This is a genomic window from candidate division TA06 bacterium, from assembly GCA_016235665.1.
Lineage (GTDB): Bacteria > Edwardsbacteria > AC1 > AC1 > EtOH8 > UBA5202.
In genome coordinates, this window is sequence record JACRJI010000005.1 from 1 (window position 1) to 18,129 (window position 18,129).

18 protein-coding genes are annotated in these 18,129 nt (G+C 54.3%); all 18 read right to left on the reverse strand.

Going from position 1 to position 18,129, the window contains the following annotated elements:
• Positions 1–52: 52 nt before the first annotated feature.
• Positions 53–259 carry a hypothetical protein gene (locus tag HZA73_02165; protein ID MBI5804831.1) on the reverse strand — a complete coding sequence of 69 codons (207 nt, stop codon included), beginning with the start codon at positions 257–259 and terminating at the stop codon, positions 53–55.
• Between the two features lie 347 nt (positions 260–606).
• The gene (locus tag HZA73_02170) at positions 607–3,498 is read right to left on the reverse strand and encodes a pyruvate, phosphate dikinase (protein MBI5804832.1); all 2,892 of its coding nucleotides are present in this window, start codon (positions 3,496–3,498) and stop codon (positions 607–609) included.
• A gap of 222 nt (positions 3,499–3,720) precedes the next feature.
• Positions 3,721–4,026, reverse strand: a complete 306-nt coding sequence (locus HZA73_02175; protein ID MBI5804833.1) for a type II toxin-antitoxin system RelE/ParE family toxin — start codon at positions 4,024–4,026, stop codon at positions 3,721–3,723.
• A complete protein-coding gene (locus HZA73_02180) occupies positions 3,995–4,234 on the reverse strand; it encodes a CopG family transcriptional regulator (GenBank protein MBI5804834.1) in 240 nt (79 codons plus the stop codon). Before HZA73_02180 ends, HZA73_02175 begins: the two co-directional genes overlap by 32 nt.
• Before the next feature lie 128 nt (positions 4,235–4,362).
• The gene (locus HZA73_02185; protein ID MBI5804835.1) at positions 4,363–5,076 is read right to left on the reverse strand and encodes a hypothetical protein; all 714 of its coding nucleotides are present in this window, start codon (positions 5,074–5,076) and stop codon (positions 4,363–4,365) included.
• A 40-nt stretch (positions 5,077–5,116) separates the two neighbouring features.
• A complete protein-coding gene (locus HZA73_02190; protein MBI5804836.1) occupies positions 5,117–6,310 on the reverse strand; it encodes a tetratricopeptide repeat protein in 1,194 nt (397 codons plus the stop codon).
• A gap of 8 nt (positions 6,311–6,318) precedes the next feature.
• Positions 6,319–8,124, reverse strand: coding sequence for an aspartate--tRNA ligase (gene aspS, locus HZA73_02195; GenBank protein ID MBI5804837.1), 1,806 nt, complete (start codon positions 8,122–8,124; stop codon positions 6,319–6,321).
• 54 nt (positions 8,125–8,178) lie between these two features.
• The gene (locus HZA73_02200; GenBank protein MBI5804838.1) at positions 8,179–8,799 is read right to left on the reverse strand and encodes a hypothetical protein; all 621 of its coding nucleotides are present in this window, start codon (positions 8,797–8,799) and stop codon (positions 8,179–8,181) included.
• Positions 8,790–9,536 carry a carboxypeptidase-like regulatory domain-containing protein gene (locus tag HZA73_02205; protein MBI5804839.1) on the reverse strand — a complete coding sequence of 249 codons (747 nt, stop codon included), beginning with the start codon at positions 9,534–9,536 and terminating at the stop codon, positions 8,790–8,792. The genes HZA73_02200 and HZA73_02205 overlap by 10 nt, the downstream gene beginning before the upstream one ends.
• Before the next feature lie 41 nt (positions 9,537–9,577).
• Positions 9,578–9,916, reverse strand: coding sequence for a carboxymuconolactone decarboxylase family protein (locus HZA73_02210; GenBank protein MBI5804840.1), 339 nt, complete (start codon positions 9,914–9,916; stop codon positions 9,578–9,580).
• Between the two features lie 102 nt (positions 9,917–10,018).
• The gene (locus HZA73_02215) at positions 10,019–10,402 is read right to left on the reverse strand and encodes an endonuclease domain-containing protein (protein MBI5804841.1); all 384 of its coding nucleotides are present in this window, start codon (positions 10,400–10,402) and stop codon (positions 10,019–10,021) included.
• Positions 10,403–10,490: 88 nt separating this feature from the next.
• On the reverse strand, positions 10,491–11,753 hold the full coding sequence (locus HZA73_02220; protein ID MBI5804842.1) for a histidine--tRNA ligase: 1,263 nt from the start codon (positions 11,751–11,753) through the stop codon (positions 10,491–10,493).
• Complete coding sequence (gene vanZ / locus HZA73_02225) at positions 11,750–12,121, reverse strand: VanZ family protein (protein ID MBI5804843.1); 372 nt, start codon at positions 12,119–12,121, stop codon at positions 11,750–11,752. Before vanZ ends, HZA73_02220 begins: the two co-directional genes overlap by 4 nt.
• 7 nt (positions 12,122–12,128) lie before the next feature.
• Positions 12,129–12,581 (reverse strand): PTS sugar transporter subunit IIA, encoded by a 453-nt coding sequence (locus tag HZA73_02230; protein MBI5804844.1) that lies wholly within the window; start codon positions 12,579–12,581, stop codon positions 12,129–12,131.
• 416 nt (positions 12,582–12,997) lie between these two features.
• Positions 12,998–14,011 (reverse strand): hydrogenase expression/formation protein HypE, encoded by a 1,014-nt coding sequence (hypE, locus tag HZA73_02235; protein ID MBI5804845.1) that lies wholly within the window; start codon positions 14,009–14,011, stop codon positions 12,998–13,000.
• 35 nt (positions 14,012–14,046) lie between these two features.
• A complete protein-coding gene (gene hypD, locus HZA73_02240; GenBank protein MBI5804846.1) occupies positions 14,047–15,150 on the reverse strand; it encodes a hydrogenase formation protein HypD in 1,104 nt (367 codons plus the stop codon).
• A 12-nt stretch (positions 15,151–15,162) separates the two neighbouring features.
• Positions 15,163–15,384 (reverse strand): HypC/HybG/HupF family hydrogenase formation chaperone, encoded by a 222-nt coding sequence (locus HZA73_02245; GenBank protein ID MBI5804847.1) that lies wholly within the window; start codon positions 15,382–15,384, stop codon positions 15,163–15,165.
• Positions 15,385–15,419: 35 nt separating this feature from the next.
• Positions 15,420–17,765: a carbamoyltransferase HypF gene (gene hypF, locus HZA73_02250; protein MBI5804848.1), complete on the reverse strand. Its 2,346-nt coding sequence runs from the start codon at positions 17,763–17,765 to the stop codon at positions 15,420–15,422.
• Positions 17,766–18,129 lie beyond the last annotated feature (364 nt).

The window sequence follows — 18,129 nt, forward strand, 5'->3', positions numbered from 1 at the left end:
AGCCCCGAAGCATAATGCTTCGGGGCTTTTCTTTTCTAAATTCAAATTGAAATCACATTTCGATGATCGGTTCCAGCTTTTCGTTCAACGCCTGCTCGATACTATCCAGATGCAGCGGTGGGACCGGGATCCAGGTAACCAATGGCTCCTTGTCCCGGTGGATGGACATCACCGGGTCCTTGCGTAATTGCAGAAGCTTGGTCTTGATATGGCCCTGCCCCAGTTTTAGTACCGAATATTTAGGACTTCCCGAAGACAAGTTTTTTTCTTTATAAAAAACTAAATACACCCCGGTAAGATCCTTCAAGCAACTTTCGCAAAGCTCCAGCTCAAATAATTTATGCCATTGGCCATTGCTCTTTTTTGCCCACTTCATTTTTAGAAAATGTTATATGTTATTAAAATATTTGACAACTATAGTGATCTTTATGTTGGACCTTGATTATTATATTATGTACTGGGATCGTTTGACCTGGCTGTTTTTGACACAAGTTGGAGTATATTAGAAATTAGAGAACAAAACGCTTTCCTTGGTTCCCGAAAATGCTGAATTATTTCAAATATAAAAAGCCCCTTCATCTCTGAAGGGGCTTTTGTTTTTCCTAATTATTTCTTTCCTTTTTTCTTAACCGATTTTTTCATGATTTTCTTGGCTGCTTTCTTCGGCGCAGCCTTTTTCACCGCGGACACCGAGCCGCTGGGCTGAGCCTGTCGAAGACCGTGTCGAGGTGTAGCCTTCCGCTTCCCATTTCCCGGTTTTTTATTTTCTTTGCCAGGCTTACCAGTTTTAAGGTCCTTGATGGCCGCCTGGGCCAGAGCCAGCCTGGCGATGGGCACCCTGAACGGCGAACAGGAAACATAGTTCATTCCGGCCCGGTGGCAGAACTCGACCGAGGACGGCTCCCCGCCGTGTTCCCCGCAGATGCCGACCTTCAGGTGCGGCCGGGTGGTCCGGCCCCGCTTGATGCCCATTTCGATCAGTTCGCCCACGCCTTCCTGGTCCAGCAGCTGGAAGGGGTCGGCCGGCAGGATCTTCTTGTCCACGTAGTCCGGCACAAAGCCTCCGATGTCGTCGCGGGAGAAGCCGAAGGTCATCTGGGTCAGGTCGTTGGTGCCGAAGGAAAAGAACTCGGCGGTCTCGGCTATCTTTCCGGCGGTCAGCGCAGCCCTCGGGATCTCGATCATGGTACCGTACATGTAATCTATCTTCTTGACGCCCTGCTGGGCGCAGACCTCGGCGTAGATCCGGTCCACTATGGCCTTCTGATCGGCCAGTTCGTTCTTCATCCCCACCACCGGAACCATGATCTCCGGGTAGATCCTCTTGCCGGCCTTCACCAGTTCCACGGTGGATTCAAATATGGCCTTCACCTGCATCTCGGTGATCTCGGGGAAGGTCACGCCCAATCTGACCCCCCGGTGGCCCATCATGGGGTTGGATTCGTGCAGGCCGTCGGCCCGCTTGTTAAGCTCATCGGGGGTGATGCCCAAAGACTGGGCCAGCTTGTTGCGCTCGTCCTGGCGGGTGGGCACGAACTCGTGCAGCGGCGGATCCAGCAGTCTGATGGTCACCGGCAGTCCGTCCATCACCTCCAAAGTGGCCTTGATGTCCTTCTTGACGAAGGGATACAGTTCGTTCAGGGCCGCCCGGCGCTCGGCCTGGTCCTTGGAGACGATCATCTTGCGCAGGCAGAACAGCGGGGCCTCGGAGTTCTTGCCGTAGAACATGTGCTCGGTCCGGAACAGCCCGATGCCCTCGGCCCCAAAACCCCTGGCCTTGGCGGCGTCCTCCGGGGTGTCGGCGTTGGTGCGAACCTTGAGCTGGCGGAAGGAGTCGGCGTATTTCATGAAGGTCAAAAAGCGGGGATTCTCGGTGGCGTCCATCATGGCCAGCTGGCCGGCGTAGATGTAGCCCCGGGTGCCGTTGAGGGTGATAAAGTCGCCTTCCCGGAAGATCTTGTCCCCGGCTTTCATGGTCTTGGTGTGAACGTCTATGTGCAGGCTGCCGGCGCCCACGATGCAGCACTTGCCCCAGCCCCGGGCCACCAAGGCCGCGTGGGAGGTCATTCCGCCCCGGGCGGTCAATATGCCGGCCGCAGCCCGCATCCCTTCCACGTCCTCGGGGTTGGTCTCTTCGCGGACCAGGATCACTTTCTTGCCCTGCTTCAGCCATTCCACCGCGTCATTGGCGGTAAAGACTATCTGGCCGTAGGCCCCGCCCGGTCCGGCCGGCAGGCCCTTGGCCAGCACCTGGGCGTTCTTCTCGGCACTGGGATCCACGATGGGGTGCAGCAGCTCGTCCAGCTGGGCCGGTGAGACCCGCATCACCGCGTCCGATCTGGCGATCAGCTTCTCCTCCACCATGTCCATGGCCATGTTCAGGGCGGCGGTCCCGGTGCGCTTGCCCACCCGGCACTGCAGCATCCACAGCCGTCCGTCCTGGATGGTGAACTCTATGTCCTGCATGTCGCGGTAATGCTTTTCCAGCCGGCTGCGGTAGCCGTCCAGTTCCTTATACAGGGCCGGCATGGCGGTCTCCAGCGAAGGCAGTGACTTGTTCTGCTCGTTCTTGGTTGACTCGTTCAGCGGGCTGGGGGTGCGGATCCCGGCCACCACGTCCTCGCCCTGGGCGTTGACCAGCCATTCCCCGTAGAAATGGTTGTCGCCGTTGGCCGGGTTGCGGGAGAAGGCCACCCCGGTGGCCGAGGTCTGCCCCATGTTGCCGAAGACCATGGCTTGGACGTTGACCGCGGTTCCCCACTCGTCGGGGATGCCCTCGATCCGGCGGTAGGAGATGGCCCGCTTGCCGTTCCAGGAGGAGAACACGGCGCCGATCCCGCCCCACAGCTGGTCGGCGGCGTTATCGGGGAAATCCCGGCCGATCACCTCTTTGACCTTGGCCTTGAACCGGTCGCACAAATCTTTCAGGTCGGCCTCGGAGATGTCGGCGTCGGTCTGGTAGCCTTTCTGCTTTTTGACCGCGCCCAGCATGTCGTCCAGCTGTTTGCGGATGCCCTTGCCCTCTTCGGGCTCTATCCCGGCGGCCTTCTCCATCACTACGTCGGAGTACATCATGATCAGCCTCCGGTAGGCATCGTAGACGAAGCGGGGGTTTTGGGTCTTCTTGATCATCCCGGGGATGGTCTTGGAGCACAGCCCCACGTTGAGCACGGTCTCCATCATCCCGGGCATGGAACTGCGGGCCCCGGATCGTACCGACAGCAGCAGGGGATCGTTGGCGTCGCCGAACTTCATGCCCATCACCTTTTCCACCCGAGCCAGGGCATCGTTGACCTGCTTGTTGAGCTCGGCGGGATATTTCTTGTTGTTCTTATAGAAGGCGGTGCACAATTCCGTGGTGATGGTGAAACCGGCCGGCACCGGGATGCCCAGATGGCACATCTCGGCCAGGTTGGCGCCCTTGCCGCCTAAAAGATTTTTGTCCTTGGCTCCTCCCTCGGCGGCCTTGCCCCCGAAGAAATACACGAACTTAGGCATGGTACCTTTCTCCTTTGGATATATATGAAGATTTTAGTGATCTCAAGCAGACAGATGCCCGGAAAAATAACAAACTGTGATTGTAGCACAGATGGAACTGATTTTCAAGATAAGAGTTGTTTGGAAAAGAGAAGTTATAAGGCAGAATATAAATAATCACCGCTGTTTCATGCCCCAAAAGGCAGCAAAAAACCTCCGGAAAACCGGAGGTTCTGGAGTTTTTCAGCGATACGCGTCCTTACGGTCGTCAATGGTCAGCAGGTAAACTATCTTTTCCTTTTGATCTATGGCATAAAACAGCCGGTGGTCTCCGATCCGGTACCGCCAGGTGTCCGGCGAATAACCCCGTAATTTCCGGATCTGGGGGCCAAAGCAGGGTTCCTGCCTTAACCGGGGATAGACGTACGCTTTGATCTTCCGCTCCAGAAATTCCCTCCGGCCCGGCTCGATACGCTTCAGGCGGGAAAGGAACTCGGCGGTTTCAAAGATACGGAACTCAGGCAAAGCGGCCCTTCTGGGCCTTGGCATCGCTCCGGCCGCGCTTTAGGCTGGCTTCCAGCGGTTTGTCCGACCGGATAGCTGCCATCTCGGCCTCATCTATCAGACTTGAGTCCTCAATGTAGCGCAGGGCAGCAGTTTCTATGAAGTTGGACAGCGTCCGGTTGTCGCGCTGGGACAGTGTGCGGAAAATATTGTAGGTCTTGTCGTCCAGCCGCAGGGTAATGGTGGTGGACATGGCGCTTCTCCATATGTATGAATACAATAAAGCATTATAGAATACAACGTATTCTACCACTTTAGACCGTAAAAGTCAACCCCGCCGGAAATTTGGATAGGTCTCAGGCCTGTCAGATCTTTGGGCCACTACCCCCGCTTGGCCTGCCTGGGGCCCTGGGCGCTTCTGGGGGCCTCCGCCTTGGGGCTGCGGTCCAACAATCCCATCTTGTCCAGAAGATCCTTTTTGTTCTGCAAAGCCACCCTGGCTTTTTTTATGAACCTTTCCATCCAGTCATTCAATGCCTTCAGCGCTAATTGCTGTTCCTGATCGGCGGACCGGATCTCTTTTTCGGAACTCTCCCCATCCCGGATCATTTTCCCCAGGTCGTCTATCTTGGCCCGCTCCATGGCCAAAAGCAGTTTGGGGTATCCCAGGCCGGCCAGGATGTCCATGAATTCAGGGTCTTTTTGAGGGGCCTGGAACAGGATATCGGCCGCTTTCAGGAACAGGGCCGGCTCTCCGGGCATTTGGACAGTGATCCCCAAGGCCTGCAGCTGTTCCCGGTCCTCGGGCCAGATCTTCCTGACCACATTGGCCAAAGACTGGTAGGCTTCCCGGGCGTTCCTGGTGGTCTTGCCCGCTGCGGCCTCCCGGTCCCGCCGGGACTCGATCAGCGCGGTGTGGGCCTGGACAGCTATCCGGGCCGCCTGGTAAAGTTTCTGCCCCTCGTTGATCCTGGCCTCGGTATAGCCGGCCTCGGTCAGCCTCTTCAGGATGTCGGGGCTGGCCAGCGCATTGGTGATGGCCGTATCGGCCGCTTCAAGCTGCACGGGGATGGGTATGGTTGGTTTGGCTAGCACTGGCGATCCTTATAATTGCAGGGCCTTGTAACAGTTGGCCCTAACTGCTCTTTTCCAGGGATTTTTTCAGGAACAGCTCTCCCTCGGCCCCCCGCTCCTGGGAAAAGCATATTCGGGAAAGCTTTTTGTAAATGTCCCGGACCCAGGGATGATGTTCCCCCACCGTCTGCAGGAATATCTTGACCGCCGACTGGTACGCCTCCTCGGCCTGTGGCAGCCGGTTTTCGCCGAGATGCAGATCACCGTACTTGTAATAGGCGGTCCCCACATCCGGATGCCATTCACCCCAGGCCGACCTCAGTATCTCCAGGGCCTGCTCCAGTTCCCGGCCGGCCTTCCCGGCCTCTCCCTGCTGGGTGAACAGGACCCCCAGCCCCAGGTGGCTTATCCCGGTAAATGGATGGCTGGCCCCCAGCCGGCGCTCTCCGATGGACAGAGCTCTCCGGAAGGTGCTTTCGGCCTGACTGTACATATGCTGGATTGCATAGGCGTCAGCCAGGTTGTTGAGGTAGATGATCAGGTCCGGATGCTCCGGCCCGTGGTGCTTTTGTTTCAGTTCTATCCCTTTTAAAAGCAGTTCCACCGCCCGGGGGGCTTTCTGGTTCATAGAATAGACCGCCGCCAGGTTGTTGAGCATGGTAGAATAAACCGGATGGTCCTCATTGAACAGTTTTTGGCCCAGGTCCAAAGCCCGTTCTGCGGTCTGCTCGGACAGGTCCAGCCGGCCGGTCTCCTTGTAAACCCCCATCAGATTTCCCAGGCACTTGGCGGCCGAGGCGCTTTCACCCAGCCCCTGCTTCTGATAGATCTCCAGTGCCTGCTTCAGATATCCCTCGGCCTCGGCATATTCCCCGGTCCGTGTCATCAGCCCGCCCAGGTTGTTCAGCAGTTTGGCCACCTCGGGATGGTCGTGGCCCAGTTTCAGCCGCCTGATCTCCAGGGCCCGCTGGTACAGCGGGGCCGCCTCCCGGTACCGGTGCTGGATGCTGAGATTGATGGCCAAAGCGTTCACCGCCCCGGCCGCCTCGATGCTCTCAGGCCCGCGTGCCGCGGTCACAAGGTCCAGATGCCTTTGGTAATAAGGCTCGGCCTGGTCCAGCATGCCGTTCTTCTGCAGGCACTCGGCCAGCTTCAGCAGCAGCGGGGCCAGGGACGGATCTTCGGGGCCGGTTTTGGCTTCGGCCTCCTGCAGATCGCGTTTGGCTTTGATTATCTCGTCTTCGGAACAACCCATTTACAGGCTCAATCCGTCAGTTTTATCTTCAGATCTTTCAACTGCTTCTCGTCCACTTCCGAGGGGCTGCCCTCCATCAGGCCGCTGCCCGAGGTAGTCTTGGGGAAGGCTATCACATCCCGGATGTTGTCGGTGCCGCAAAGCAGCATGATCCAGCGGTCCAGGCCCGGGGCCACCCCGCCGTGGGGCGGCGCCCCGTAATCGAACGATTCCAGCAAAAAGCCGAACCGCTTCATGGCTTCTTCATTGGAGATCCCAATCACCTTCATCACCCGCTCCTGGATGTCGCGGCGGTGGATGCGGATGGAACCGGACGCCATCTCGTAGCCGTTGGCCACCAGGTCGTACAACTGGCCCAGCACCCGGCCCGGGTCAGATTCCAGGTATTGCAGGTGTTCTTCCTTGGGCATGGTGAATATGTGGTGTTCCGGCTCCCAGCCCTTGGTTTCCTGATTGTAATGGAACATCGGGAAATCGTTGACCCAGGCGAAGGCAAATTTATTTTTGGGGATCATGTCCATCCGCTTGGCGCACTCGACCCTCAACGCCCCCAGGGCGGCCGCGACTACTGATGGCTTGTCGGCCACAAACAGCATGATGTCCCCTTCCTTGGCGGACAGGGTCTGCATAAGTTCCTTGCCCAGGTCACCGGCGAAGAATTTTGCGATAGGCCCTTCAAGCAAAGCCGGAGGTTGGTTCCCGAGCGGTGTCGAGGGAACTTTGGCCCAGGCCAGACCCTTGGCGCCGTATATCTTCACAAATTCGGTCAGGCCGTCGATGTCCTTGCGGGACCACTTGCCCCCGCCCGGCACGCAAATCCCCTTCACCTGGCCCTTGTTCTCGATGGCCTGCTTGAATACCGAGAAATCAGATTTCATGGCAACTTGGGCAACATCGCACAGCTCCATGCCGAAGCGCATATCGGGCTTGTCGGATCCGAAGCGCCGCATGGACTCGGCATAGGCCAGCCGGGGAAACGGGGTGACAATTTCAACCCCGGCCGCTTGGCTGAAGGTCTCTTTGATCATGCCTTCGATCAGGGCGTATATCCCTTCCTCGGTGGCGCAGGCCATCTCTATGTCTATCTGGGAGAACTCCGGCTGGCGGTCGGCCCGCAGGTCCTCGTCGCGCAGACAACGGGCGATCTGGAAATACTTGTCGAAGCCCGACACCATCAGGATCTGCTTGTAAAGCTGGGGCGACTGGGGCAGGGCGTAGAATTTGCCGGGATGCACCCGGCAGGGGACAAGATAATCCCGGGCGCCTTCGGGCGTGCTGCGGGTCAAAAGCGGCGTCTCTATCTCCAGAAAGCCCTGGGCGCTGAGGTAATTGCGGACCGCCAGCACGAATTTGTGCCGCAGGATGATGTTTTTAGCCAGGGTGGGGCGCCGCAGGTCCAGGTAGCGGTGCTTAAGCCGCAGTTCCTCGGAGGCCGTGGTGTGGTCTTCAATGACGAATGGCGGCACGGCAGAGGAGTTGAGCAGTTTAACCTCTGCCGCAAGTACCTCGACCTCCCCGGTCGGCATCTCTGAATTGGCCTGGCCCTGGGGCCGGGCCCGCACCGTGCCTTTGACCGCTACCACGAATTCTGATTTTAGTTCACTGGCGGACGCTGTCAGTTCTGCGCTCTGGGCCGGGTCGAAGACTATCTGGGTGATGCCGTAGCGGTCCCGCAGGTTGATGAATATCAGCCCGCCGTGGTTGCGGCTGCGGTGCACCCATCCGCAAAGAGTGACCTCTTGGTTGTTATTGGAGGAACGTAGTTCCCCGCAGGTGTGGCTGCGCTGCCAGGCGCCTAAGGTTTCTAGTTTCATGTTGTCTGTAATTTTATAAATTATTTGTTTGCCCGCGAAAAACGCGATATATTATTAGTACTTACCTAATAGCTCTGTGTTGCCCACCCACATGGCAAAGTAGGGCCATTGTGAACCTTTTTTACGCATCATGATGAGAAATGGTTTATCAAATATAAATTTTCGGGGTCTCACCGGCTCAATTGGTATACCCAGTGTATATAATTTAAGTTTCGCTTCTGAAGTCATCAAAGCACCCGTTTCATTCAACTGAAAGCGTAGTTTTTGGTGAGCCTTACTTATATAATATCCATTCCACCCTTTATTAAGAATTGCTAAATCTATCAGTTGGCTAAATGAATGATTAATATCAAAATATACATAAGGTATCTTCAGTACCTCTTTATCTTTAAGTATAGATATTTTGTGAGACCTAATATTATTTTCAATTTTCTCCAAGGTTGTTTTAAGACTTTTCCCAGGCTTCAACTTGGCCAGTATTAACTCATCATTAGGTGAATCTGTTATTAATTCAATTGCATAGTTATCGTCATCTATATGGTATAGTACAGATACTTGTTTGCTTATGCTGTCAAGATAAGAATGATCATCATTTGTATAATCAATACCTGGGATAACACCAAAAGCAGGGACAGAAACCCATTTTTTACTACCTGAATTAAAGCCTAGCGGCAATATACTTTTTTTAAATTTATTTGTGAATTTAAATTTTTATAGAGAAATGAATACGCTAAAATTGTACGCGAATCTTTATCCTGTGCTTCCGAAACAAAAGGGGCATTATATCCAAATTTGCGTTTTAACTCGCTATTTACTTGATTTAGCAACAGATTGTTGAGAATACCTGCAATCGACACATAGCTGTTGCTGTCTAAATCATTTTCTGTTAGCTCCATTTTATTCAGTTGCTGCGCATCCAAAGGATTGCCCAAAAGCAACAATGGTTCTTTAAAAACATCATTTTGCAATTTATTCCAAGCAACTTGGAAAGATCCACAATACAATACATTTTTATCAAAGGATATCGTAGCGTAAAAATGTGGTGTTACGTATGTATCTTTAAGTTTGTCCGAAGTTATTTCAATATTTTCAACAGGCACATCACCCAGCACAATATTTTTTTCAACAATAGTTGTATCCAAAGTAATGTTTTCGAATTCTCCTTCCCCAAAAGGAATCCTGAGTATAATATAATAATGCCCAAAAGGCACATTGTTGAAAGTGTAACACCCATTAAAATCGGTATTGGTGATACCTTCTTTATGCCCACCAAGACTGATTTGCATACCAATTAATGGTTGATTTGTAGCACCATCTATAACCTTGCCAGTTATTGTCCCGGTTGTCCCGGCAAAGGTTAAAGTACCAAAAACCATTAGAGCTGCTATAATGTATAAAACACTATGTTTCATTCTTATAAATTTTCATGTTCTTTCGTTTGTTTCGCAGGAAATTACTCCCCTTCGTCCCACATCTCATACGCCTTGCGCAAATGCGGTATGGTGATGGACCCTCCCACCACCAGCGAAATGTTCATGATCTCGTCGAACTCCGCCTGGCTTACCCCCAGCTTCTTGCACTGGATGACGTGGTAGCTGATGCAGTCGTTGCAGCGCAGCACCACCGAGGCGCACAGCCCCAGCATTTCCTTGGTCTTTCCCGACAGCGCCCCGTTCTGGTAGGCGGCGGTGTCCAGGTTGAAGAACCGCTTGATTCCCGTGTTCTCCGACGCCAGTATCCGATCGTTCATTTTGGTGCGGTAGGCGTTGAATTCTTTTATTTTGTCAGACATGGTTTCTCCTGTATGTTTGCAAGACCAGCTCGTTGATTTCTGAACTCATCCCCCGGCCCCTTCTCTTCACAAGAGAAGGGGTTCAAGAGGTTGAGCTTGGATTTAAGTTAATACCGCAGTGACCTGCTTTAAAACTTTATCCATATTATTAAATATATCATTGTTGGAGATTCTTAATACTTTTATCCCAAGGCAATCTATCACATCATCCCGCAATTTATCTTGCCTTCTCTGTTTATCATGAATACCACCATCTAATTCAACAACCAACCTTTTCTCATGGCAATAAAAATCGGCAATGTAGAATGTCTCTTTGCCCAGCAAATCAAAAAATAACGGATATTGGCGATAGAATTTAAGTCCTAGGAACTGCCTGTTCCTAACTTTATTCCAAAATATGACTTCGGCCTTTGTCTGGTTTTTACGCAACTCCCGGCATCGGGCTTTAGCCACAAGAACTAGTTTGGATTTTATATTAAGGCTCATATTCCAAACTTCTGAACTCATCCCCAGTCCCCTTCTCTTTACAAGAGAAGGGGTTCAAGGGGTTGAGTTTTCTGATTCATAGGTTTCCCTACTCGCACTGGCAGTACTTCGGCACATTGATCACCAGTTCATCAAAGGCTACTTCGGCCTGCTGGTGCTTGTCCATATCCTTGAGCATCACCACACCCTTTTTGATCTCGTCCTCGCCTATCAGGGCCACATAGCGGGCGTTGAGCCGCCCGGCCTCGCGCATCTGGGCCTTTAAACTGCGGCCCAGCAGCTCCTGCTCGCAGACCAGACCCTTTTGCCGCAGCTGGGAGCAAAGCAAACTGCCCTTCTTCACCGCCTCATCGCCCAAAGTGGCGATGTAAACATCCGGCCGCTTCTCCGGCGGTAGGTTAACCCCCTGGTTCTTGAGAGCCAGGACATATCGCTCCAGACCTGAGCCAAAGCCCACCCCCGGAGCGGGGCTTCCGCCCAGATCCTCCATCAGACCGTCATAGCGACCGCCCCCGCCCAGGGCATCCTGGGCCCCCAGGTGCTGTGAAACAACTTCGAAAGCCGTACGGGTATAGTAGTCCAGTCCGCGAACCAGGTTCTTGTCCAGGATGAACGGGATCTCAATGTCTTTTAATCTGCCTTGCACTGCCTGAAAATGCGTCTGGCAGTCGCCGCACAAAAAGTCCTTCATCTCCGGAACATCCTTGAACTTTGACTGGTCTATCTTGCAGTCCAGTATCCTCAATGGGTTTCGGTCATAGCGGTCTTTGCAGTTGTCGCAGAGTTCCGGCAGCATGGGTTTGAAATGTTCCATCAGCCTTTGGCGGTAAGGCGGCCGGCACTGGGCGCAGCCCAGGCTGTTCAGCCTCAGGCTTAAGCCTCCCAGTCCCAGCTTCTGCAGGGTGAAGAACAGCAGCGAGATCGCCTCCACATCGGCCAGGGGGCTGTGGCTGCCCAGCACCTCGGCCCCGAACTGGGTGTGCTGGCGCATCCGGCCGGCCTGGGGCCGCTCGTAGCGGAACATGGGGGCCAGGTAGAAGACCTTGACGTACGGCTGTTCCTTGAGCGTGTTGTGCTCGATCAGGGCCCTTAAGACCGGCGGCGTCCCCTCGGGCCGCAGGGTGATGGAACGCTGCCCCTTGTCGGTGAAGGTGTACATCTCCTTCTGGACGATGTCGGTGGTGTCCCCGGTGCCCTTGACGAACAGCGCGGTATCCTCAAAGACCGGGGTGCGGATCTCTTTGAAGCCGTAGATCCGAGCCTGCTCCCGGATCACCGATTCTATGTGCTGCCAGAGATGGACCTGGTCCGGCATCACGTCATATGTGCCCTTGCTGGCTTGAAATTTCATTTGTCTTTATCCTTGTTCTTAAACCGCAGTTTGGAGATGCCGGTGCCCGCTGTAAAACCTAACACGTTCATGGAAAAATCCAAAAACGATGCGGTCCGTCCCGGGACCATAACTTCGTGGTATTCATCAATGGCGGCCAGGCTCAGCCCCATCACCAGCAGCACCGCCCATAATCCCTTATGCCTGTATCCCATCATTGCAAAAGCCCGGGCCGCAAGCACCGCCAGCACCAGGTAAACTATGATGTGGTATATCAGATCGGCATTTGGGTATTCGGGCGGGGTCCGTAAATTGGGAATGGAGGTGGCCGTGATCATCAAAACCAGCCAGGCGGCCACCGGGCCCCAGATCAATAGTTTCTTCCGCATTGTTTTCTTATTCCACCTGACTGAATATTTTAAGCACTTCTTCGGCGCTGGCCGCCTTCACCAGCTGTTCCCTGACCTGATCCCGGTTCAGCAGCCGGGAGACCAAAGCCAGGGCCTTGACGTGGTCGGCGATGAAGTTCTGGGGGGTGGCCACGAAAAAGAAGATCTGCACCGGCTGATCGTCCAGCGAGCCAAAGTCCACCGGCTGGCGGCTGATGCCGAAGGCACCGGTCATTTTCTTGAGCTCCCTGGTGCGGCCATGGGGAATGGCCACGCCCTTGCCGATCCCGGTGGACATCAGGCCCTCCCGCTCCATGGCCGAACGGAGCAGGTCCGGCTGGTTCTCTATCAGACCGGCCCCGGCCATCAAGGCCACCAGTTCCGAGATGATCTCCTCCTTGGTGGTCCCGATAAGCGGAACCTTGATGCAGTTCAGCTCCAGTATTTCGTTGATCTTCATCTCTATCGCCTTATATTGTAAATTTCGTATAATGTCTATCAAATAAGCTCAGCATACTGTTTGAATGCCCGGTGCCAACCCCGGTATGTCGCGTTAAAACGATCAGTGAGCATCGCAGTTGATGGCGGAAAAAGCTTGTCTGGCCTGTTTGAGGGCTTGGCCAAAGCCCGAGTTCAGACAAGCCCGCCGGCAACGAGAAGCGCAACGCCAGGAGAGTTTTAAGCGACGAGCTTTTTCCCCGCCACAATGGCATTAATAATGCGGGGCCCGCCAAAGGCGTGGCTTTTTGGTTCTTTTCTTGTTGGCGGTACAAAAAGAAAAGAACGTAATCAAGCTAAATCTGCTTTTTTTAGCCAAACCGGCTTTACGCTTTCTACTTTTCCTGAGTCGATTGGAGAATCATTTGTAAATTTCTTTTAACAGATCCGCGGCAGGGCCTCGCCCTCCAGCATCATCAGCGGCCGCCTGCTTCCCAGGAAGGTGGTCAGCAGCACCTGCGGTTTGCCGGCTTCAATTTTTCCGATGATGACCGCATCTTTTCCCAGCGGGTCCTGATGCATGGCACTCAATATCTTTTCCGAATCTTCCCGGGGGACGATGGCTATCAGTTTGCCCTCGTTGGCCACATACAGCGGGTCCAGGCCCAGCATCTCGCAGGCGCCTTTGACCTCCGGCTTGACCGGTATCTTTTCTTCCTCGATGTTGATGATGGCCTTTGACTGCAGAGCGATCTCGTTGAGGGTGGTGGCCAGCCCGCCCCGGGTGGGGTCGCGCAGAACGTGGACCATCCCCGCCTTCAGCATTGCTCCGGCCAGTCCGTTGAGCGGGGCCGCATCGCTGAGCAGGTTCCCGCTCAGGCCGAAATTGTTCCGGGCGTTGATCACCGCCGCCCCGTGATCGCCGATGGTACCGCTGATTATCACTACATCCCCCGGCGCTGCCAGGGAGCCGGAAACATTGACCCCTTCCGGGATCACCCCCACTCCTGAAGTGTTGATGAACAGCCCGTCGCAGGCCCCCTTGTCCACCACTTTGGTATCCCCGGTGACAATTGAGACCCCTGCCTCTTTGGCGGCCGCCGCCATGGAATCCGCCACCTTTTCCAACGTCTCGAGAGGAAAACCTTCTTCGATGATGAAACCGGCCGAGAGATACAGCGGCTTGGCGCCTTTCATGGCCAGATCGTTGACCGTTCCGCAGACCGCCAGCCGCCCAATGTCCCCGCCGGGAAAGAACAGGGGTTTGACCACATAGCTATCCGTGGTGAATGCCATTCTGGATTCTGAATTCTGAATTCTGAATTCTACGGAGTCGTCCCCCTGGTTGAGCAGAGCGTTTGAAAAACGGGTCTTGAATACCTTTTCAATCAATTCGTGTGACAAGCGTCCGCCGGAGCCGTGAGCCAGCAATATTTTATCTGATACGCCCAAAATATATTATCTTTTATATTTGGTGTTTTATTTTTTTAGTTCCCCGTCCCGTACTTGTACCACGCTGCGCAGGCCCCTTCGGAAGACACCATGCACGGCCCCACCGGGCTTTCCGGCGTGCAATTCTTCCCGAACATCGGACATTCATCCGGCTGGTGCAGCCCCATCATCACCTGGCCGCAGATGCACCCCACCGGTTCTTTCGCAGGTTCAACCTTGATCTCAAATCGTTTCGCAGCGTCGAATGAAACGTATTCGTTCCGGAAGCAAAGCCCCGTCTCCGGTATGCTGCCGATGGCCCGCCATTCGGCGGTGCAGGGCTCGGTCACCTTATCCAGCATGGCCAAGGCATTCGGGTTCCCGGCATCCGGCACTCCCCGCCGGTACTCGGTCTGCACGCTAAAAGCCAGCCCGTCCTTTTTATGGCTTCGGAGCTGTTCCAGCAGCATTACTATTGACTCCAGTATGTCCAGCGGCTCGAATCCGGCAATGACGCAGGGGATATGGTATTCGGCCGGGATGAATTGATACGGCCGGCTGCCGATTATGGCCGAAACATGCCCCGGGCAGAGGAACCCGTCGATCTTCGTTTTACCTGATTCCAGTATGGCCTTCAATGCATTCGGCACGGTCTTGAAAGCCGGATAGACAGAAAAATTGCCGATGCCCTTCTCTTTGGCCTCCAGCACCGTGGCGATGATGGTGGGCGAGGTGGTCTCGAAACCCACCCCGGCAAAGACCACCTGTTTTTGCGGGTTCTCGGCTGCTATCTGCAGGGCATCCAGCGGGGAGTACAGGATCCTGACATCAGCCCCCTGGGATCTGGCCTCCCGCAGACTGCTGTGCGAACCGGGGACACGAATCATGTCGCCAAAGGTGGTGAATATCACGTCCTTCAGCCCGGCGATGGCTATCATCCGGTCGATGTCGTAAAGCGAAGTGACGCAGACCGGACAGCCCGGCCCGGATAAAAGTTTTATCGACCCGGGGATCAGCCCCCTGATGCCGAACTGGGATATGGCCATGGTATGCGTCCCGCATACTTCCATGAAGGCATAAGGGCCGTCGCACAGGCCCTCTATCCTTTTGACCAGTTTTGCGGCCACCACCGGGTCACGAAATTTATCAAGATTGATCATGCTGGCTGACCGTCAGGTTATGGTGATGCCGGTCTCTTCCAGCAAACGGTATGTTTCCTCGGCCTCTTTTGGGTCTATCCTCTGGATGGCAAAACCGGCGTGGATCAGCACGAACTCGCCCACCCTGGCGTCGGGCATCATATGCAGGCCGATGCTGCGCTTAAGTCCCCGGATGTCCACCTCGGCCTTGTTCCCTTCGATGGTCTCTATTTTCGCTGGTATGGCTAAACACATATTAGGTAAATAAATAAATGGTTAATTGGAAATGGTCATTTGAGCAGAGACGAAAGGACTTGTCCCAAAGCAATGCCACCATCATTAGAAGGCACTTGTCTATGTATTAGGACTTGAAATTTTTTCCGGATAAGCTCTTGATGTATGAGAGTTAAAAGGTATCGATTTTGGAACACACCCCCGGAAAGTGCCACGGTTTTTATCCCTGATCGTAGCTTTAAATTATCGCACATTGCCAGGGTAAAGTCAACGATTGTATTGTGTAATTTGGCCGAACAAACGCCTGGTGACACGCCGTTTTTAGCGTCATCCGTCAACTGCCGCCACATCTCTTTTAACAGGACTATTGATTGCCCGTCTGATTGAGTTATCTGATGATCGTAACTGCCTAAAGTACCGGGATCAACGCAATTCTCCAGCGCGATGGCCGCCTGTGCCTCAAAGGTGATGAAGGGACATACCCCCAGCAAAGCGCTGACCGCGTCGAACAGGCGGCCCAGGCTGGAGGTCCAGGCCAGGTTGAATTTGCTGTCCAGTTGTTTGGAGATCAGTTCCAGCTCGGGCTGGTATTCCCTGGGGAATACCGACGCCGGGAGTTCGTTCAAAAGATATTTGCAGTAGGCGGCAGCTATCCGGTAGGGCTTTTTGATGGAGGTTTCGCCTCCCGGCAGGGGCAGGTATTCCAGGTGCCCGGCCCGGTCCATCGTTTTGCCGTCAAACAGGAAGAACTCCCCGCCCCAGATATTGCCGTCTTCGCCGTAGCCGGTGCCATCGAAGGCCACTCCGATGCATGGCTGGAGATTTCCGTTGTCCGCCAGGGTGCTCAGAATATGGGCTTTGTGATGCTGGACGGCGTGCAGCTTTAGGCCAGTATGCTCCTTGGCCCATCTGGTGGTAAGATAGTCAGGGTGCAGGTCGTGGACGATGACCTCAGGTTTTATCCGGAACCACTTTAGGTATTTCTCAACCATCTCTTTGAATAATTCCAGGGTGGCCAGGTTGTCCATCTCGCCTATGTATTGGCTTAGATAGGCCTTGTTGCCCGTGGCTAAACAAAAGACATTTTTCATCTCCCCTCCCACCGCCAGGGTCGGAGGCACCGAAACCGGAAGGATTATCGGGTTAGGTGCATAGCCCCGGGAGTGGCGGACTATCTGGATCAAAGGTTTGAAGTCATTTCTCTTCGGCTCTTGGTCATTCCCGTTTTTTATATTTGATATTTTATTTAGTGTATCAGTTAAAAAGACTATCGAGTCGTCATTGCGGTTCTCAATATCCCGGTCGTTCAGCAAAAAATGATCGGCCAGGCCCGCCAGCCTGTTCAAAGCCTCCCGGTTGCCGGCTGCCACCGGCTCGTCCTGAACATTGCCCGAGGTCATCACCAGGACCTTGAGTTCGGAATTTATTTTTTTCAGTTCCCTGAATAAAAGGTGATGCACCGGCGCATAGGGCAGCATCACTCCCAGATAATTGTTCCCTGGGGCCACATGACCGGAGATTTTTGATTTATTATTTTTTATATTTATTTTTTGCAGCAGCACTATCGGCGCCTGGCTTGATCCCAGCACTCTCTCTTCCGATCCGCTTACCCGGCAGACGCTCCTGACATCCTCCAGCGACCCGCCCATCAGGGCCAGCGGCTTGTCCGGGCGGTGCTTCCTGTCGCGAAGCTTCAAGACCGCAGCATCATTGCCGGCATCACAGGCCAGGTGAAATCCCCCGATGCCCTTGACAGCCAGGATCTCACCCGCCAAAAGGAATTCTGCGGCCTTGGTAATCGCCTCTGACCTTTCGGCCTTTGCCTTGCCGTCCCGTCCGCAGAGCCAGACCCTGGGGCCGCAGGCTGGGCAGGCGTTGGGCTGGGCGTGGAATCTGCGGTTCTCCGGATCATCGTATTCCCTTTGGCAATCGGTGCACATGGTGAATCCCGACATGGAGGTCAGCGGCCGGTCATACGGGGTGTTTTGGATGATGGAGAACCGGGGCCCGCAATTGGTGCAGTTTATGAAAGGATACAGGTAACGCCGGTCCTTCTCATCCAGCATCTCACTTAGACAGTCGGAACACAGGGCGATGTCGGGGGAGATCCGTGTAACTCCGCCGCTGTTCAAGCTCTCCCTGATGACAAAACCCTTGTGATCGCCGGGCTGGGCCGGGAAAACGGCCATGGCATCGATCGTGGCCTGGGACGGCAGTTCGCTTTTGACCTGTGACAAGAAAAGTTCGAGACCTTCTGTTCTGCCCTGGACATGGATCTCCACCCCCTGGCTTGAATTAAGCACCCAGCCGGCCAGGCCGTGCTTTTTGGCCAGCCGATAGATGAAGGGTCGGAAGCCCACCCCCTGGACGATACCGTTTATGTTTATTTTTACTGCGTTCATGATAGATCTTAAAAAATGATTATCCAATCAGCTCTGGACACACGGTGAACAATACGTATCAACCCCGGTTGTCGCGTTAAAACGATCAGCGAGCATCGCAGTTGATGGCGGAAAAAGCTTGTCTGCATGTTTGAGGGCTTGGCCAAAGCCCGAGTTCAGACAAGCCCGTCAGCAATGAGAAGCGCAGCGCGTGTCCGCTGAAGCCTTGCTTGCCCGCCGAAGCAGTTGCGTAGGCGGGGCGTAAGCGTGGCCCGGAGAGTTTTAAGCGACGAGCTTTTTTCTTTTTGGTTCATTTTCTTAGTTGGCGGCACAAAAAAGAAAAAGAACATAATCGGGTTAAATCTACGTTTTTGATAGCCCCGTT

What these genes read in the sequence shown, in the direction of transcription:
- HZA73_02170 (MBI5804832.1), bottom strand. Translation starts at nt 3,498, where the DNA reads ATGCCTAAGTTCGTGTATTTCTTCGGGGGCAAGGCCGCCGAGGGAGGA.
- HZA73_02175 (MBI5804833.1), bottom strand. Translation starts at nt 4,026, where the DNA reads ATGCCAAGGCCCAGAAGGGCCGCTTTGCCTGAGTTCCGTATCTTTGAA.
- HZA73_02180 (MBI5804834.1), bottom strand. Translation starts at nt 4,234, where the DNA reads ATGTCCACCACCATTACCCTGCGGCTGGACGACAAGACCTACAATATT.
- HZA73_02190 (MBI5804836.1), bottom strand. Translation starts at nt 6,310, where the DNA reads ATGGGTTGTTCCGAAGACGAGATAATCAAAGCCAAACGCGATCTGCAG.
- aspS (MBI5804837.1), bottom strand. Translation starts at nt 8,124, where the DNA reads ATGAAACTAGAAACCTTAGGCGCCTGGCAGCGCAGCCACACCTGCGGG.
- HZA73_02205 (MBI5804839.1), bottom strand. Translation starts at nt 9,536, where the DNA reads ATGAAACATAGTGTTTTATACATTATAGCAGCTCTAATGGTTTTTGGT.
- HZA73_02210 (MBI5804840.1), bottom strand. Translation starts at nt 9,916, where the DNA reads ATGTCTGACAAAATAAAAGAATTCAACGCCTACCGCACCAAAATGAAC.
- HZA73_02215 (MBI5804841.1), bottom strand. Translation starts at nt 10,402, where the DNA reads ATGAGCCTTAATATAAAATCCAAACTAGTTCTTGTGGCTAAAGCCCGA.
- HZA73_02220 (MBI5804842.1), bottom strand. Translation starts at nt 11,753, where the DNA reads ATGAAATTTCAAGCCAGCAAGGGCACATATGACGTGATGCCGGACCAG.
- vanZ (MBI5804843.1), bottom strand. Translation starts at nt 12,121, where the DNA reads ATGCGGAAGAAACTATTGATCTGGGGCCCGGTGGCCGCCTGGCTGGTT.
- HZA73_02230 (MBI5804844.1), bottom strand. Translation starts at nt 12,581, where the DNA reads ATGAAGATCAACGAAATACTGGAGCTGAACTGCATCAAGGTTCCGCTT.
- hypD (MBI5804846.1), bottom strand. Translation starts at nt 15,150, where the DNA reads ATGATCAATCTTGATAAATTTCGTGACCCGGTGGTGGCCGCAAAACTG.
- HZA73_02245 (MBI5804847.1), bottom strand. Translation starts at nt 15,384, where the DNA reads ATGTGTTTAGCCATACCAGCGAAAATAGAGACCATCGAAGGGAACAAG.
- hypF (MBI5804848.1), bottom strand. Translation starts at nt 17,765, where the DNA reads ATGAACGCAGTAAAAATAAACATAAACGGTATCGTCCAGGGGGTGGGC.